The sequence below is a fragment of the Vibrio misgurnus genome, from assembly GCF_029635775.1.
Classification (GTDB): domain Bacteria; phylum Pseudomonadota; class Gammaproteobacteria; order Enterobacterales; family Vibrionaceae; genus Vibrio; species Vibrio chanodichtyis.
The window spans coordinates 707116-723363 of sequence record NZ_CP113241.1; the positions used below are offsets into that span (position 1 = coordinate 707116).

Genomic DNA, 16248 nt, shown 5'->3' on the forward strand with positions numbered 1-16248 from the left:
GTAATAATAGAATCTTTTCGCTAGCACGAGAAGAAATGTGCAGCAGGAATGACCAAAGCTTGACATCCAAGCTTGTTTGTTCGGCTGCATCGCAATTAGCCATCCAGTAAAAAGTCCAGTCAGTTATGATTATCACTGGATGAGCTCGGCCGGATTAATTTGCGTGCGGCGGGTGATTAAGCATGAAGTGCCAGTTCGACACTTCATCAAATCGCTTATAGCTGTTTATGCATCACATCGCCAATTTGAATGCTGTAAGCAAGTTCAGGCTGATCAATAGTCACTTCCGCTTCATGCTCATAGACGCGAGAGACGGTTAAGCTAATCTCACTTTGAGTCACTTTATTACGCGGTAATCCTTGCTGATCAATAAAGGCACCAGTATGCCACAGGCTAAGTTTATCTCCGGTCTGCACCCCGTGGATCCGTCCGAGATCAATAGTGGCAGTGCTACCAAACTTAGCAATAATTTGCGGTAAGGTTATTTTGCAGGAAATTTCAGATTCCAGATCAAGCATGATATTGCGGCTAACACGCAGCATCATTTCACCATAGGTCGATGCCCAGAAGCGCGCACTGCGCGTATCAATTTGGCTGGTTTTAGGAAATGGCCAGCGCGCTACCTCACGGTAAGTACGGCTCATCACTTCATTACCGGTTTTGCCATCAAATACACTCAGTTGCATGGCAAACTGGCGATTGATGATGTCATCTTGCAAGGTTTTCTGCTCGATGGTGGCGGTTAAATCATTGATCACTCCACCAATAATGTATTGTGCACCGGCATCTTGAGCGATCATCTTGATCCGATCTGGCGCTTTAGGGTCAATATCGTATTGGGTGGTGCCAACGGAAACAAAACTGCGAGACTCTTGTTCTAAGCGGCGATTGATCACTTGCGCAAAATCATCGCCGACTTGATAAATTTGTCCCATTACCGCTTGTTGGGGTGAGGCGAGATCAATATTGCCGATCAGCATGGTTTTTTTGTATTGCTCAATATGGCAAGCGTTTGCCGATGGGTAAATATCAATTCGAGCACGGACATACATCACGTTTTTGATGGTTTTGCGCTCTTCTATCTGGATATAGCGCACTTCATGATTGGAGAATAAATACTCTTTACGTTCTGATTCTAAAAGCGGCATTAAATTGCTGATACTGCCAATATCTGCCCCGGCAAAATTTACCGCCTTATACAGTGCATCTTCTAATGCGTGTAAACGCGCCACCTCTTTGGAAGAGACGATGGCGGCAGAGCCTGTCACCTCATACCATGCAGCATAGGCAGGTTGTAGATAAAGGCTTAGCCAAAGCATTGAAATTATGCATAAAATATTTTTTTTCATCGTAACTTCCCAAGTGGGTATAAATTTTGCTTTTCAAATCCTAACTGATGTAGGCATTGCTGTTCTGAATAATACCGATTGAGAAAAGCAAGGAGCGTTCCAGTTTAATCGAGTGAGAGGCTGAAATGCGCGCCATAGTATATCTGGAGATGAATAAAATGAAAAAATGGCTTTCCTTAGTACCGGTAGTTTTATTAACTTCGTGTGCCTATGCCCCAGTTTATAACGGCAAAGAGCCATACAATGGTTCACAGTTTATGTTGATGGAGAGTCCACGCCATACCTTGGATTTCTTTGTTGAGAGCTTGACCGAAGATTTGATGCTCTCCAATACCAGCATCACCGCTCGTACCCCGATTGCCGTAACTTCATTTGTCGATTTACAAAATATGGATACCACCAACTGGTTGGGTAATTCGGTTTCTGAAGGGTTTATTCATCAATTTCAGCGACGTGGATTTAAAGTGGTTGATTTTAAAACCACCGGCTCGATCCAAGTGACCCAGCAAGGTGATTTTGCCTTTAGCCGCGATTGGAAAGATCTGTCCCAAGAGCAAGAAGTGCAATATGTGCTCACCGGAACCATGCTCCGACAAGAAGGAGGGGTAATGGTTAATGCGCGTGTAGTCGGGATGCAATCGCGAATTGTGGTGGCAACAGCACAAGGCTTTTTGCCGGCAGATCGGATTGGGCGAGACTTAGATACTCTCAATAGTATTCGCACTCAAGATGGTGTGTTGATCCGCTCTGATCCCACCATTACTCAACCTTATACGGTTATTCTGCGTCCATAGGAGCTGAGCAATGAAATCGAGTCTATTTCTGCTGATCGCAGTGGTGATGATGGTGGGATGCCAACCGTTGCAAACCATGCGTCCTGACGATTGGTTAAGTGCGGTTGGCTATGCCAGCATTAGTGAGCAAAAAGGTCGCAATGATGAAGAGAAACAAGTGCGAGCGATGCGTGCTTCAAAAATCGATGCATACCGTGAACTGGCAGAACAAGTATATGGCATGCGAGTCAGTGGCCGTGCTGAGTTACAAGATCAGCGGCTCGGCACTGAATTGACTGCTGGAGCAGTGGATGGGGTGATCCGTGGGGCGGAAGTGATCCGCAGTTATAAAGTCGGTGACAGCTATGTGACTGAACTGCGTCTCGACATCCGTAAGATGGATAAGATGCGCAATTATGGTGAAGTCCAACAGGTTCCAGAAAAGCGTCAAATGACCTTGTTTTAAACGGCACTCTTGCGTTAATCCCATCAAAAAAGCGGCAATGATTGCCGCTTTTGCTTTATCTGTTCTCTTGACTTACCACGCTGGATTGATCACTTTGTGGCGAGGGATATTAGGCTTTGATATTGGTGCCTAATGTTGAAATCGTGTGGGTTTTACCGGTAGCACTATAAGTCATCCCGATTTTGCCATGGCTTTGCTGCATCATATTATTCAGCTTATTAAAGCTCAGCTGTGCGCGAGCCAAAGCATCACCATTAATTTGGTTCGCTTGTTGGCAATCAAGAATAATACGGCGGATTTCACTGACCAAGTCGCTGAGATAAACATCTTCAGTCAGGCTCACGACATGTGGATGCTTAGCAATGCGTTGATCAGTTTGTTGTAATTGATTGATCAAGGTGAGTTTGTGTTTCGCGATCGATTCGATATCAGTAGAAATTCGACGGGTAATCGCAATCTTTTCCGTTTCGAGAACCACTACTAATTGCTGGGCATTTTTCAGTTGAAACTCGATTAAGTCTTTTAATACCGCCATTACCAGATTGCCTGTGAGTTACATCATCGATCATATCGTGGATCAGAAAAACGTTTATTAAAGCGTAAGGCTAAACTTTTAGGCTTAAAAATGATGCCATTTTTTAAAAGCCATTAAATGGTTTTAAAAACTGCCGAGCTCTTTTTCAAATTTGATCATGTTATCTGCCAGTTTATCTGGATCCACTACATAGGAACCATTGGCGATCGCTTCTTTGATGGCGGCAACTTTAGCGCTATCAAAACTGGGTCTAGATGCCATCTCATGGTGCATTTCACCAATCGCTTTGCTTTGTAAGCTAAGCGATACCGCATCTTGCCCACTGGCCGATGAGCGCAAGGTTGCACCGGATTGTGATGACGAGCTGCTGGCATCTGAAGAGCGCAGATTGGTACGGTTGGTCGTATTTAACGACTGTCCTGCGCGAATGTTATCAATACCTGCCATAGATGAGCCTTTTCCATAAACTTTAATATGTACCATCAGTATCGACCATAGCGGTCAGAACTTTAGCGTTTTTTCACTCAATCAGCGCCTCAATGATATGGTGCTTGTTGGTTAACGGATGTGATCCATCAAAATACCACGCTAACTTCGCCCACTGCGCTGACTTGGGCATCGATTATACGGTTAGATTTGTCGTTTTTCACTTTTATCTGTTCGCCGACCACCCCATCTGCTAGCGCCGTGCCTTTAGTTGTGATCGACATACCAGATTTTCCTGCTCGAATCACAACGCTTTCATTACGACACACAATACAAACATCATTTTGTTCAATCACATCGCCTAGGCGAATATTTTTTTTGATTTTTGCACCAATCACGTTTTCTGGATTGGAAAAACCTTGCCGCCGGAAACGCAGCAGATCTACCATACTGACAGTGACATCGGAGGCGGCAATCATTTGTCCGCGGGTCAGTGGAGTGGCGGCGATGACCAATGGAATGGTCATAGTTAAACGGACGGGCACATAAATGCGCCAATTATCGCTTTTGCATTCAACCAATACGGTGATATTAGCCGACGATCCCTTGCTTGAAGAGGCATGGGTAGTGAGTGGTTCAGCACAATCGGTTGCGAATAAGCGATCATCTAAGTTGGCAGCATTTACCACTAACTCCCCGTTAGAGGGCATATCAACGGTGTTCAACACATGATTTTCCGCCGCTTGCCTGATGGCTAACAGTTGTTCAATGGTTGCAGAATTGGCCGCTAGACTAAAGAAAAACAGTAGCAAGCCGATACAGCTATAAAATATTGCATAGAAAGCTCTACACTTAGTTATGAAATGTGAATGGATATCGATCTTCGGCAGCATTTTTGTTTCTCTAGATTCTTCATAGCTTGTAGTAGACTATCACTTTTTTTGGGTAAAGGTTTAAGATGGAGATGAGCTCATGACGGGTATTCTGGATTCTGTGAATCAGCGTACACAACTGGTCGGGCAAAACCGATTAGAACTATTAACTTTCCGTCTGAACGGTCGTCAACGTTATGGCATTAACGTTTTCAAAGTAAAAGAAGTCTTGCAATGCCCTCGATTGACCGTGATGCCTAATTTACACCGTTTGGTGAAAGGGGTGGCGCATATCCGTGGTCAAACGGTTTCGGTGATTGATCTGAGTTTGGCGATCGGTGGTCGTCCAACGGTCGATGTGGCGAAAAGTTTTGTGGTGATTGCGGAATTTAACCGTACCATCCAAGCATTCTTGGTTAGCTCAGTTGAGCGTATTATCAATATGCGTTGGGAAGCGATTTTGCCTCCGCCGGATGGTTCGGGTAAAGCTAACTATCTTACCGCGGTCACTAATATCGATAATGAGCTGGTGGAAATTATTGATGTAGAAAAGATCTTGGCGGAAATCGCGCCGGTTAATGAAGCGATGACCCAAGATATTGGCCAAGAAATCGCTGAAGTGGAACAGGAAAAACCGATCGTACGCCGGATCTTGATTGCGGATGATTCGAGTGTGGCACGTAAGCAGGTTCAGCGCGCGATAGAATCGATCGGCTTTGAAGTGATCTCCACCAAAGATGGTAAAGATGCTTACGAAAAACTGTTGGAAATGAGCAGTAATGGTCCGATCCTCAGTCAAATCTCGCTGGTCATTTCAGATATTGAAATGCCGGAAATGGATGGCTATACCTTGACCGCTGAAATTCGTCGTCATAATGAGCTGAAAGATCTCTATGTCATTTTGCACTCTTCATTGAGTGGGGTGTTCAACCAAGCTATGGTTGAGAGAGTCGGGGCTAATGCATTTATTGCGAAATTTAATCCTGATGAGCTTGGTAATGCAGTGAAAGCTGCGCTAGTTAAATAATAAAGAGAAATGAATGACCGCCATAACGATTAGCGACCAAGAGTATCGCGACTTTTGCCGATTTTTAGAATCTCAGTGCGGGATCGTGCTGGGTGACAGTAAGCAATATTTGGTACGAAGTCGTCTTAGTCCACTGGTCACCAAATTCAAGTTAGCTTCATTGTCTGATTTGCTGCGCGATGTGGTGAGTGGACGCAACCGCGACCTGCGAGTCGCGGCGGTCGATGCGATGACCACTAATGAGACCTTATGGTTTCGAGATGGCTACCCATTTACGGTATTAGCCGATAAATTGCTGCCGGAAATGGCGGCCAATAAACGACCGATCAAAATCTGGTCTGCAGCCAGTTCATCTGGCCAAGAGCCGTATTCGATGGCGATGACCATTTTGGAAGTGCAGCAAAAACGGCCGGGCTTGCTACCGAGCGTATCGATTACCGCGACCGATATTTCGACCAATATGCTGGATATGTGCCGCGCGGGTATTTATGACAATTTAGCGCTAGGGCGTGGTTTATCACCAGAGCGGCGGCGAGTCTTTTTCGAAGATACCAACGATGGCCGTATGAAGGTCAAAGATAACGTAAAACGATTGGTGAATTTCCGAGCGCAAAATTTAATGGAAAGTTATGCACTGTTGGGTAAATTTGACATTATTTTTTGCCGTAACGTACTGATTTATTTCTCGCCAGAGATGAAGTCAAAAGTACTCAATCAGATGGCGGCGAGCTTAAATCCTGGCGGTTATTTGCTACTGGGCGCTTCGGAGTCTCTGACTGGTTTGACGGATAAATTTGAGATGGTGCGCTGTAACCCCGGAATTATCTACAAGCTCAAATAATCAATCGTTAATCGCTCATTTGGCCCAGCATGCGCTGGGCTTTTTTGTATTTAAAGCCAAGCGATGAGTACGATGATCAGCAATATGACTTGGCGTTCACGGCGCGCGACTGAATGGTTCTCGCTGAGTTTGGCCTAGAGTTTGCTTGCTCATCGGAAATTATGTGGTTGGTCGGTCACCACTGATGGACATCGGTGAGCGGTTTTCCGTGAATGCTTTAAAGTTGGTACGCTAATTGCAGATAATCTGATTCATAACGGTCAGTTCTTATCGAAGAGGCAATATGGCTATTTCTTTTGGCAATGCTCTAGGCATTCACCAGCATACGGTGGGCGTGCGTGAGCGCAATTCTGAGCTAATGGCCACCAATATTGCGCAGGCCAATACGCCGGGCTTTAAAGCTAAGGGAATGGATTTCAAAAAAGCGTTGCAGGCGGCAAGCTCGGGGGCAAGTATCAACCTTAGCCGTACCGATGGTCGGCATATTCCTGCCTCTTCGACGATGAGTGGGGAAATTCTTTACCGCTTACCGACACAACCTGATACCGGTGATGGCAATACGGTCGATGTCGATTTAGAGCGTAATTTATTTATGCAAAACCAAATTCGTCATCAAGCATCATTGGATTTTCTTGGTAATAAATTCAAGAATTTAACCAAATCGATTAAGGGGGAGTAGTGAGATGAGCTTATTTAGCGTGTTTAACGTCACAGGATCTGCGATGAGTGCCGAAGCGGTACGTCTCAATACTACCTCTAGCAACCTGGCCAATGCCGATAGTATTAGCAGCTCTGCCAAAGAGACTTATAAAGCTCGCCATGCGGTATTTGGTGCCGAGCTAAGTAAAGCGGGTTTCAAGCGTGATCCTAACGTGCCGGTTAAGGTGCTGGGGATCATCGAGAGTGATAAACCGCTGGTGGCTGAATTCAATCCTGAGCATCCGTTAGCCAATGATGAAGGGTATATCTACAAGCCTAACGTCAATGTCATGGAGGAGATGGCAAACATGATTTCAGCGTCTCGCTCTTATCAAACTAACGTGCAGGTGGCCGATGCCAGTAAACAAATGCTGCTGCGTACGCTGCAGATGGGTCAATAAGGGTAAGGAGTTAACGTATGGCCGGAATCAATAATGTTGGTCAAAGCGGCTTGTCCTATATTGATCAGCTAAAAGCTCTACAAGAGCAGAAAAAATCTGATGAAACGACTGGGCAGAAAGCCCTCAAGCAAGAAGATTTTCTTTCTCTGCTAACCAAGCAGTTAGCTCAGCAAGATCCGTTTAAACCGGTTGGCAATGATCAAATGATTGCTCAGATGGCTTCGTTTGCCACGGTAGATGGGATTGGCAAGATGAACACTCAGTTTGAGAGTCTCAACTCGTCACTGACCTCTAACCAAGCGTTGCAAGCGTCATCACTGGTTGGACGTGATGTACTAGTGCCCGGTGCGGCAGGTATGAAAAGTGCTGAGGGTGGCATGGCGGCAATGGTTAAGTTGCCGCAATCTCTCGATAACTTGTTCATCCGGATTGAGAATGAAGCGGGTCAATTAGTACGCACCTTTGATGTCGGAGCCAAATCAGCTGGTGATAACCGGGTTGAATGGGATGGCAAAGATCAGAGCGGTAATCCATTGCCAAGCGGCAAATATAAAGTTAAAGCGTCGGGTTTGCTGGATGGAGCGAGTAAAGAGTTTGGTGTCTCCACCTATGCGAACGTCAACAGCGTGTTATTAGGTAAAGGCGATGGCAACGTTCTACTCAACCTCGCCGGTTTTGATGGCCCAGTTCGACTGGCTGAAGTCCTCGAAGTAGGCAAAGCGTGATAGCGCTAGCTAGATAGATAGGAGAATTACTTATGTCATATATCTCTCTTAGTGGTTTATCCGCCGCGCAGATGGATCTCAATACCACCAGTAATAACATCGCCAACGCCAACACCTTTGGTTTTAAAGAGTCGCGTGCCGAATTTGGTGATGTCTATTCCACCTCGCTGTTTACCAATGCCAAGACTACCCCTGGACAAGGTGTGCAAGCCTCCAAAGTGGCACAACAGTTTCACGAAGGCTCGAGTATTTACACCAATAATCCAATGGATTTGCGTATCTCTGGTACCGGTTTTTTTGCGGTCGCGAAAGATCGTCTAGTGCCACAGCAAAATGAATTGACCCGTAATGGCGCATTTCATCTAGACAAAAACAGTTACATGGTTACCGCCAATGATCAGTTTTTGCTCGGTTATGAAGTGAATCCAGATACTGGTGATGTGCTCTCTTATGAGACTAAACCGATCAATATTCCGCCTCAGTTTGGTAAACCCAAACAGACCTCGAATATCGAATTAGGGGCTAACTTACCGGCTAACGGCGATCTTAAAGATCCCACCCTGTTTGATCCCACCGATCCAGAAACCTATAACCGGACCACTTCATCGACGATTTATGATTCAATGGGGCAACCCTATAAGCTGACCACTTATTACTTGAAAGATATGAATCAAGCTAATACGTGGCAAACGTACTACACGGTGACCGATAAAAGCGGTGAAAAACCGATTAATATCGTCGGTGGTGATGCGACAAGCCCTAGCGGCCATGTTGGGCACACCATGCGTTTTAACAATGATGGTACGTTGGCGAGCTTAAATAATGGTCAGCCGATTGTGAGTGAACCTCTAGGCAGTGGTGAAAATCCAGTTGACTTAAATGGTGCCGATCCAACGCAAGTCTTATCGTTCAAATTGGATACCGCAACGCAATTTGCCGCGCCCTTTGAGTTGACTAAATTTGATCAAGATGGCGCAACGACTGGCTTTCTGACCAAAATTGATTTTGACGAAAATGGTAGCGTACTGGCCACCTACTCAAATGGTGTGAATACCACTTTAGGCCGTGTCGCCTTGGTGCGGGTGGCCAATGAGCAAGGACTGGACAAAAAAGGTGGCACCCAGTGGGATGCGACGCAGTTCTCTGGTGCTAAAATTTGGGGTGAATCCAACAAAGGTTCGTTTGGATCGATCAGTAATGGCTCATTAGAGCAGTCCAACATTGATATGACTCAAGAGCTGGTTGATTTGATTTCTGCCCAGCGTAACTTCCAAGCCAACTCACGCGCATTGGAAGTACATAACGGGCTACAGCAAAATATCCTACAGATCCGCTAATCGTTCTCAACCCCATTTTGCCGCGGCAAAGTGGGGTTGCCTCTTTGCCCTTATCGGGCGGCAATCGCCGCGATTGCTCTGCTCCAAACCGCTATCTTCCTGATCTATAAATTATAAATAATTGGCATGTTATTTGCTTTGTATGCTCTAACTTACGATTTGGGAGCAGATTATGGACCGCGCATTGTTTTTAGCCATGAGTGGCGCAAAGCAAAATATGCAGGCGATGCAGTTACGAGCCAACAACCTTGCTAACGTTAGCACCACCGGTTTTCGTGCCGATTTAGCACAAGCTCGCTCAATGCAAGCTTACGGTGATGGGCTCCCAACTCGTGTATTTAGCATGACAGAGCGCCCTGGGCATAACTTTGCCCAAGGCAGTGTGATCACCACTGGGCGTGATTTAGATGTGACCATTCAAGGGCAAGGCTGGATTTCAGTGCTGGATAAAACCGGTAAAGAAGGACTGACTCGCAACGGTAATTTGCGCATCGATGAAACCGGCTTATTGCTCAATGGCAATGGACATCCGGTATTAGGCGAAACTGGTGCCCCGATTTCATTACCCGTACCGCTCAACAAAGTACAAATTGGTAGCGATGGTACGATTTCAGTCCGTCCACAAGGTGCGCCAGCAGATGCAATGGAAGTGGTGGATCGGATCAAACTGGTGCGCATCAATGATCAGGCACTGTTTAAAGATATCAATGGTTTGTTTCGTGCCACCGATCCCAATACTCAATTTGAAGCCGATGCCAGCGTGAAAATTCTGACCGGTGCGCTCGAAGGTAGCAATGTCAATGCGATCGGTGAAATGACCAGCCTGATCGATTTGCAGCGTCAGTTTGAAATGCAGGTCAAGATGATGAGCACCGCAGAAGAGATGGATAAATCTTCTGATTCACTGCTTCGTACCAGCTAATTTAAGTTAGGAGCCAAAGTATGCAACCTGCACTGTGGGTCAGTAAGACCGGCTTAGATGCCCAACAAACCAATATTGCCACGATCTCCAATAACCTCGCCAACGCCTCGACCGTAGGCTTTAAAAAAGGGCGTGCGGTATTTGAAGATCTGTTTTACCAAAACATTAACCAGCCAGGCGCACAATCTTCGCAAAACACTCGTTTGCCGAGTGGTTTGATGCTTGGGGCGGGTTCTAAGGTGGTGGCAACCCAAAAGGTGCACACCCATGGTAATGCGCAAACCACATCCAACAGTTTGGACATGATGATTGAGGGCGATGGCTTTTTCCAAATCTTGATGCCGGATGGCAACATCGCTTATAGCCGCAATGGTCAGTTCACACTGGATGATGAAGGCGCGATCGTCACCTCCGGTGCCGGTTATCGTTTACAACCGGAAATCGTCATCCCAGAAGAGGCGATTTCGATCACCATTGGTAACGATGGTGAAGTTTCGGTCCGCGTACGTGGGCAGCAAGATAACCAAGTGCTTGGCCAAATTACCACGGTGGATTTTATTAACCCCGGTGGCTTAGAGCCGATTGGACAAAACCTTTATTTACCAACCGGCGCCAGTGGTGAGCCACAAGAAGGCGTGCCGGGATTAGATGGTTTGGGCGATATTCGTCAATCAATGTTGGAAACCTCCAATGTCAACGTCACCGAAGAGTTGGTCAACATGATTGAAGCGCAGCGAGTGTACGAGATGAACTCAAAAGTGATCTCAGCCGTCGATAAGATGATGAGTTTTGTTAACCAACAACTGTAATAGCTGATTGAAAGAGGCCCGCGATGAAACGTCTACTCGCTGTAAGCTTATTGATTTTGCTTTCTGGCTGCAGCTTAATTCAAGCGCCGATTGAGTCGTCTGAAACCATTCAAGGCACCACCACGGTGGATGCAGTGGAAGGCGATAAATCCGAAAGCAGCTCAGGCTTAACCGATGCACTGCGTAACCGCACCGATCCTGTCGCGGGCGATCCTGCATGGGCACCGATTTATCCCAAAGCGAAACCGGAGCACTATGCAGCCGAAACCGGATCTTTGTTTAATTTAGCCCGATCCAACAGTTTGTACGATGATTCAAAACCGCGCGGGATTGGTGACATTATTACCGTTAATTTGAATGAAAGTACCAAAGCGGCGAAAAGTGCTGATGCGGATCTGAAAAAGAAAAATGATGCATCAATGGATCCACTTGCCGTCGGTGGCAGAGATTTAACCATTGGTGATTACAATTTTTCTTATGCGCTGAAAAATGATAATAAATTTTCAGGTAGTGCAGCGGCCAATCAAAGTAACAGCATGTCTGGTTCGATTACCGTTGAAGTGATTGAAGTGCTTGCTAACGGTAACCTAGTGATCCGTGGGGAAAAATGGCTCACGTTGAACACCGGCGATGAATATATCCGCTTAAGTGGCACCATTCGTCCGGACGATATTGAATTTGATAATACGATTGCCTCTAACCGAATTTCTAACGCGCGGATCCAATATTCGGGTACCGGAACCAATCAAGATATGCAAGAACCTGGATTCTTGGCACGATTTTTTAATGTGTCTTTATAAGTCGCGCCGCTGGACGAGTTTTTTGACAGCATAATGCACGGTGAGGCCTTAGGGCCTCATTGTTGTTTTTAAGAGTAAGGTTATCCGCCATGAAAAAATATACGATTTTATTGATGTTGCTGCTGGCTACCAGCGTACAAGCGGCACGGATCAAGGATGTCGCACAGGTTGCCGGGGTACGTAACAACCAACTGGTCGGATACGGCTTGGTCACCGGTTTGCCGGGCACGGGAGAGTCCACACCCTTTACCGATCAAAGCTTTAACGCGATGCTGCAAAATTTCGGCATTCAATTGCCACCCGGTACTAAGCCTAAAACCAAAAATGTTGCCGCGGTGATTGTGACGGCCGATTTGCCAGCTTTTTCCAAACAAGGGCAAACCATTGATATCACCGTCTCCTCGATTGGCTCCGCCAAGAGTTTACGCGGTGGTACCTTGATGCAAACCTTCCTCAAAGGTTTGGATGGGCAAGTATACGCCGTGGCGCAAGGTAATTTAGTGGTCAGTGGTTTTAGTGCCTCAGGTGCGGATGGCTCTAAAATCGTCGGTAATAACCCAACCGTGGGCATGATTTCCAGTGGTGCGATTGTTGAGCGTGAAATCCCTAATCCATTTGGCCGCGGCGATTACATCACCTTTAACCTATTTGAGTCCGATTTCACAACGGCGCAGCGGTTAGCGGATGCCGTGAACCAATTTTTGGGGCCACAGATGGCTTCAGCGGTGGATGCCGCTTCGATCAAAGTGCGCGCGCCGCGTGATTTGAGCCAACGGGTGGCGTTTCTCTCCGCGATTGAGAATTTGGAATTTAATCCCGCCGAGAGTGCGGCGAAAATTATCGTTAACTCACGCACCGGCACCATAGTGGTTGGGCAAAATGTGCGCCTTAAGTCGGCTGCGGTGACCCACGGTGGTATGACCGTGGCGATTAAAGAAAATCTTAATGTGAGTCAGCCCAATGCCTTGGCAGGTGGCCAGACGGTAGTGGTGCCAAATACTGAAATCGAAGTCACCGAAAAACAAGGTAAAATGTTTAAGCTTGAGCCGGGACTGACACTGGATGATCTAGTCCGTGCAGTCAATGAAGTCGGCGCAGCTCCTTCCGATTTAATGGCGATTTTACAAGCGTTAAAGCAAGCCGGTGCGATTGAAGGTCAGTTGATCATTATTTAAGGATCCCATCATGATTAATAATTCCAATGATATTGGCTTTATTCACGATATCGCGAGTCTGGATAAATTACGCCAACAGGCGGTGAATGGCGATCAAGCCGCTGAGCAATCGGCGTTAACGGCGGCAGCTCGCCAGTTTGAATCCATTTTCACTTCGATGATGCTGAAATCAATGCGTGAAGCGAACAGCGATTTTAAATCGGATCTGTTCGGTAGCCAGAATGAAGATTTGTATCAGCAAATGCTTGATGAGCAGATGGCAAGCGAGCTGAGTTCATCTGGCTCACTGGGCTTGGCTGATATGATTGTCGCTCAGCTCTCGGCAGGGCAAAGCGCGAGCGCTCAACGCGGTGAAGATGGCTTTCAGCAAGCCATGCGTCGTGTGGAGCACGCCCGGCAAACCGCCAGTGCCGCGCGTGATGAGCTGCAGGTGGCGCAGGTTGATCGATTGGATAAAACGCAAGTTGCCGAATTAAGCCCCAGCGATAGTCGCCAGTCATTTGTGACTAAACTGAAACCTTATGCCGATAAAGCGGCTCGGGTGCTTGGGGTGGATTCTTCGCTACTGATTGCGCAAGCGGCATTAGAAACCGGCTGGGGGCAAAAAATGGTCAAAAACGCCCGCGGTAATAGCAATAATCTGTTTAACATCAAGGCCGATCGTAGTTGGCAAGGTGATAAAGTCGCTACGCAAACCTTGGAATATCACAATCAGATCCCAGTGATGGAGAAAGCGGCTTTTCGCTCTTATCCCAGTTTGGATGCCAGCTTTAATGACTATGTGCGTTTTCTGGAAAGTAACCCACGTTACAGCCAAGCGCTGGCTCATGGCGGCAATAATGAGCGTTTTATTCACGGTATTCATCGTGCAGGCTATGCGACCGATCCTCAATATGCCGATAAAGTACTGCGTGTTAAAGCTCAAATCGATGATATGGATTTGCTATAACTCGCCGGTCGGAACGGTTTCGGCGGCGCTGCTTTATTATCCTTCCCTTCTCAATCACCACTAGTGGTGGTGATTGTTCCCCAGCTTTAAAACATTTCCATGCTGTGCTGATGCCCATCGCTTATTTAGGGTTGATTTTAAACATAAGCTACTATTTTTATTAGATTAAATCCCACGTTGTTAAACTGGCATACATATTGCTAATACTGTTTAGATTCAGTGATTTTTACTGATTAATATCGGTTTTCGGGGGCAGTATGGCGTCTGATCTTCTGAATGTGGGTACGCAAAGCGTACTGACCGCTCAGAGACAACTCAATACCACAGGTCATAACATTTCTAATGTTAATACAGAGGGTTACAGCCGTCAGTCTGTACTCCAAGGGACCAATATGCCCCGCCAATATGGCGGTGAAACTTATGGTATGGGCGTACATGTGGAAAATGTTCGCCGCTCATGGGATCAGTTTGCCGTTAAAGAGCTGAACATGGCCTCGACCAACCATGCCTTCAAAAGCGATACTCAGCAAAACTTAGATATGTTATCGAATTTGTTATCATCGGTGGCATCGAAAAAAATTCCTGAAAACCTCAATGAATGGTTTGATTCGGTAAAAAGCTTGGCCGATTCCCCGAATGATTTGGGCAGCCGTAAAGTGGTATTGGAAAAAGCGCGGCTGATTTCGCAAAACCTGAATGACTTTCATGAAACGGTTCGTCAGCAAAAAGACATCACCAACAAAGGATTAGAAGTGGGCGTTGAGCGGATCAACCAGCTTGCTCTCGAAATTCGTGATTTACAGCGTTTAATGATGCGTGTTCCCGGTCCACATAACGATCTGATGGATAAGCATGAAAAAATGGTCGCCGAGTTGTCGCAATACACCAAAGTGACCGTGACGCCAAGAAAACAGGGTGAAGGTTTTAATATTCATATCGGCAATGGGCATACCCTAGTTTCTGGTACTGAAGCGAGCCAACTGAAAGTCATTGATGGTTTTCCGGACACTCAACAGCATCGTTTAGCCATGGTGGAAGGGCAGGCGCTCAAACCGATTTCAGCGCGTGATATCGGCGGCAAAATGGAAGCCATTTTGGAGATGCGTGATGAGCACATTCCTTATCTGATGGACGAAATCGGTCGATTAGCACTCTCATTTTCCTATGAAGTGAACAGCATACAAGCTCAAGGCTTGGATTTGCGCGGCAACATTGGTGAGCCTCTATTTAGTGGAGTTAACTCAGAGATCAGTGCTCGAGCTCGGGTGGTGACCAGCAGTGACTCGCGTGCCGACATGGCGGTGTTTATCGAGGATGTTAGCCAACTGAAAGGCGGCGAATACTCAATGCAATATAACGGTAGCGACTTTGTCGTGACCTTGCCTTCCGGTGAACAAACGGTATTGCCGCTGGTCAAAGACAGCCTATATCTTGATGGCTTGCGGGTTGAAGTGCGTAATCCTCCGCAAATTGGCGAGCGAATTTTAGTGCGTCCAACCCGCGATGGCGCGGCGGCCATTCGCTTAGCGACCGAAGATGCGACAAAAATTGCCGCCCAAAGCTTTGCGGCATCGACCACCTTTGCCCACGGCAAAGCACAGTTTAATATTCTGCAGAGCGGTGAGATGCGCGAATTTGAGGTAATTGTTTCACCGACCGGTGATCAGTTTGCGGTTACCGACACCAAAGGCAATCTTTTATTGCAGCCACAACCTTATCCACCGACTGAGCCAGTAACGCTGCTGGGTACTACCTTTGAGTTGACCGCAGGCGCTTTGCCCAATGATAAATTCACTGCCAACCTAGTTCCATCGGAAGGTGATAACGGCAACTTGCGCAAAATGTACAATATTCAAACCGCGAAGCGGATGAATGATCACGAATCGACCATTATCGATCTGTACCATAACCTCAATACGGATGTGGGGCTAAAATTGGCTACCATGACCCGTTTAACCGATGTGGCAAATTTAGAAAAAGAGGCGGCACAATCGCGTATCGCTTCTATTTCCGGGGTTAATCTTGATGAAGAAGCGGCCAATATGATGAAGTTTCAGCAAGCCTATATGGCGTCATCACGCATCATTCAGGCTTCCAATGACACCTTTAACACCATTTTGGCATTGCGATAGGGGGCTAGGT

The 16248-nt window shown here is 46.6% G+C and carries 18 protein-coding genes; 14 read left to right on the top strand and 4 right to left on the bottom strand.

The features are described 5' to 3' along the window. Positions 1-215: 215 nt before the first annotated feature. Positions 216-1349 (bottom strand): flagellar assembly protein FlgT, encoded by a 1134-nt coding sequence (locus OOK74_RS03315; protein WP_274722149.1) that lies wholly within the window; start codon positions 1347-1349, stop codon positions 216-218. Between the two features lie 158 nt (positions 1350-1507). On the opposite strand from OOK74_RS03315, the gene OOK74_RS03320 reads away from it, so the two are divergent. Both OOK74_RS03320 and flgP read left to right on the top strand, forming a co-directional pair. Then, positions 1508-2143, top strand: a complete 636-nt coding sequence (locus OOK74_RS03320) for a FlgO family outer membrane protein (protein WP_166013447.1) — start codon at positions 1508-1510, stop codon at positions 2141-2143. Between the two features lie 10 nt (positions 2144-2153). Further along, positions 2154-2588, top strand: coding sequence for a flagellar assembly lipoprotein FlgP (flgP, locus tag OOK74_RS03325; protein WP_166013446.1), 435 nt, complete (start codon positions 2154-2156; stop codon positions 2586-2588). A 109-nt stretch (positions 2589-2697) separates the two neighbouring features. On the opposite strand, the gene OOK74_RS03330 is transcribed toward flgP, so the two are convergent. The 3 genes from OOK74_RS03330 to flgA all read right to left on the bottom strand — a co-directional run bounded on the left by OOK74_RS03330 (position 2698) and on the right by flgA (position 4442). Next, a complete protein-coding gene (locus tag OOK74_RS03330) occupies positions 2698-3123 on the bottom strand; it encodes a flagella synthesis protein FlgN (protein ID WP_274722150.1) in 426 nt (141 codons plus the stop codon). Between the two features lie 123 nt (positions 3124-3246). Beyond that, positions 3247-3570: a flagellar biosynthesis anti-sigma factor FlgM gene (gene flgM, locus OOK74_RS03335; RefSeq protein ID WP_274722151.1), complete on the bottom strand. Its 324-nt coding sequence runs from the start codon at positions 3568-3570 to the stop codon at positions 3247-3249. Between the two features lie 128 nt (positions 3571-3698). Continuing rightward, positions 3699-4442 (bottom strand): flagellar basal body P-ring formation chaperone FlgA, encoded by a 744-nt coding sequence (flgA, locus tag OOK74_RS03340; RefSeq protein WP_274722152.1) that lies wholly within the window; start codon positions 4440-4442, stop codon positions 3699-3701. 79 nt (positions 4443-4521) lie between these two features. On the opposite strand from flgA, the gene OOK74_RS03345 reads away from it, so the two are divergent. The 12 genes from OOK74_RS03345 to flgK all read left to right on the top strand — a co-directional run bounded on the left by OOK74_RS03345 (position 4522) and on the right by flgK (position 16238). Next, positions 4522-5448, top strand: coding sequence for a chemotaxis protein CheV (locus OOK74_RS03345; protein ID WP_274722153.1), 927 nt, complete (start codon positions 4522-4524; stop codon positions 5446-5448). Positions 5449-5461: 13 nt separating this feature from the next. Further along, the gene (locus OOK74_RS03350) at positions 5462-6289 is read left to right on the top strand and encodes a protein-glutamate O-methyltransferase (RefSeq protein ID WP_274722154.1); all 828 of its coding nucleotides are present in this window, start codon (positions 5462-5464) and stop codon (positions 6287-6289) included. 283 nt (positions 6290-6572) lie between these two features. After that, positions 6573-6968 (top strand): flagellar basal body rod protein FlgB, encoded by a 396-nt coding sequence (gene flgB, locus OOK74_RS03355; protein ID WP_166013440.1) that lies wholly within the window; start codon positions 6573-6575, stop codon positions 6966-6968. A 4-nt stretch (positions 6969-6972) separates the two neighbouring features. Continuing rightward, positions 6973-7389: a flagellar basal body rod protein FlgC gene (gene flgC, locus OOK74_RS03360; protein ID WP_274722155.1), complete on the top strand. Its 417-nt coding sequence runs from the start codon at positions 6973-6975 to the stop codon at positions 7387-7389. Between the two features lie 17 nt (positions 7390-7406). Then, a complete protein-coding gene (gene flgD, locus OOK74_RS03365; protein ID WP_166013438.1) occupies positions 7407-8114 on the top strand; it encodes a flagellar hook assembly protein FlgD in 708 nt (235 codons plus the stop codon). A 32-nt stretch (positions 8115-8146) separates the two neighbouring features. After that, on the top strand, positions 8147-9451 hold the full coding sequence (gene flgE / locus OOK74_RS03370; protein WP_274722156.1) for a flagellar hook protein FlgE: 1305 nt from the start codon (positions 8147-8149) through the stop codon (positions 9449-9451). 172 nt (positions 9452-9623) lie between these two features. Next, entirely contained in the window at positions 9624-10373 is a 750-nt protein-coding gene (flgF, locus tag OOK74_RS03375) for a flagellar basal-body rod protein FlgF (protein ID WP_274722157.1), read from the top strand. Between the two features lie 20 nt (positions 10374-10393). Then, a complete protein-coding gene (gene flgG / locus OOK74_RS03380; RefSeq protein WP_166013435.1) occupies positions 10394-11182 on the top strand; it encodes a flagellar basal-body rod protein FlgG in 789 nt (262 codons plus the stop codon). A 23-nt stretch (positions 11183-11205) separates the two neighbouring features. Beyond that, positions 11206-11982, top strand: a complete 777-nt coding sequence (gene flgH / locus OOK74_RS03385; RefSeq protein ID WP_166013434.1) for a flagellar basal body L-ring protein FlgH — start codon at positions 11206-11208, stop codon at positions 11980-11982. 89 nt (positions 11983-12071) lie between these two features. After that, on the top strand, positions 12072-13157 hold the full coding sequence (locus tag OOK74_RS03390; protein ID WP_274722158.1) for a flagellar basal body P-ring protein FlgI: 1086 nt from the start codon (positions 12072-12074) through the stop codon (positions 13155-13157). Between the two features lie 10 nt (positions 13158-13167). Then, positions 13168-14106, top strand: a complete 939-nt coding sequence (gene flgJ / locus OOK74_RS03395; protein ID WP_274722159.1) for a flagellar assembly peptidoglycan hydrolase FlgJ — start codon at positions 13168-13170, stop codon at positions 14104-14106. A 257-nt stretch (positions 14107-14363) separates the two neighbouring features. After that, positions 14364-16238 carry a flagellar hook-associated protein FlgK gene (flgK, locus tag OOK74_RS03400; protein WP_274722160.1) on the top strand — a complete coding sequence of 625 codons (1875 nt, stop codon included), beginning with the start codon at positions 14364-14366 and terminating at the stop codon, positions 16236-16238. Positions 16239-16248 lie beyond the last annotated feature (10 nt).

Bases quoted from the DNA above. Each gene is read 5' to 3' on its own strand.
- flgA (WP_274722152.1), bottom strand. From the start codon at position 4,442: ATGCTGCCGAAGATCGATATCCATTCACATTTCATAACTAAGTGTAGA.
- flgK (WP_274722160.1), top strand. From the start codon at position 14,364: ATGGCGTCTGATCTTCTGAATGTGGGTACGCAAAGCGTACTGACCGCT.
- flgE (WP_274722156.1), top strand. From the start codon at position 8,147: ATGTCATATATCTCTCTTAGTGGTTTATCCGCCGCGCAGATGGATCTC.
- flgF (WP_274722157.1), top strand. From the start codon at position 9,624: ATGGACCGCGCATTGTTTTTAGCCATGAGTGGCGCAAAGCAAAATATG.
- flgG (WP_166013435.1), top strand. From the start codon at position 10,394: ATGCAACCTGCACTGTGGGTCAGTAAGACCGGCTTAGATGCCCAACAA.
- flgH (WP_166013434.1), top strand. From the start codon at position 11,206: ATGAAACGTCTACTCGCTGTAAGCTTATTGATTTTGCTTTCTGGCTGC.
- OOK74_RS03320 (WP_166013447.1), top strand. From the start codon at position 1,508: ATGAAAAAATGGCTTTCCTTAGTACCGGTAGTTTTATTAACTTCGTGT.
- OOK74_RS03330 (WP_274722150.1), bottom strand. From the start codon at position 3,123: ATGGCGGTATTAAAAGACTTAATCGAGTTTCAACTGAAAAATGCCCAG.
- OOK74_RS03345 (WP_274722153.1), top strand. From the start codon at position 4,522: ATGACGGGTATTCTGGATTCTGTGAATCAGCGTACACAACTGGTCGGG.
- flgJ (WP_274722159.1), top strand. From the start codon at position 13,168: ATGATTAATAATTCCAATGATATTGGCTTTATTCACGATATCGCGAGT.
- flgC (WP_274722155.1), top strand. From the start codon at position 6,973: ATGAGCTTATTTAGCGTGTTTAACGTCACAGGATCTGCGATGAGTGCC.
- OOK74_RS03350 (WP_274722154.1), top strand. From the start codon at position 5,462: ATGACCGCCATAACGATTAGCGACCAAGAGTATCGCGACTTTTGCCGA.
- OOK74_RS03315 (WP_274722149.1), bottom strand. From the start codon at position 1,349: ATGAAAAAAAATATTTTATGCATAATTTCAATGCTTTGGCTAAGCCTT.
- flgB (WP_166013440.1), top strand. From the start codon at position 6,573: ATGGCTATTTCTTTTGGCAATGCTCTAGGCATTCACCAGCATACGGTG.
- flgD (WP_166013438.1), top strand. From the start codon at position 7,407: ATGGCCGGAATCAATAATGTTGGTCAAAGCGGCTTGTCCTATATTGAT.
- OOK74_RS03390 (WP_274722158.1), top strand. From the start codon at position 12,072: ATGAAAAAATATACGATTTTATTGATGTTGCTGCTGGCTACCAGCGTA.
- flgP (WP_166013446.1), top strand. From the start codon at position 2,154: ATGAAATCGAGTCTATTTCTGCTGATCGCAGTGGTGATGATGGTGGGA.
- flgM (WP_274722151.1), bottom strand. From the start codon at position 3,570: ATGGCAGGTATTGATAACATTCGCGCAGGACAGTCGTTAAATACGACC.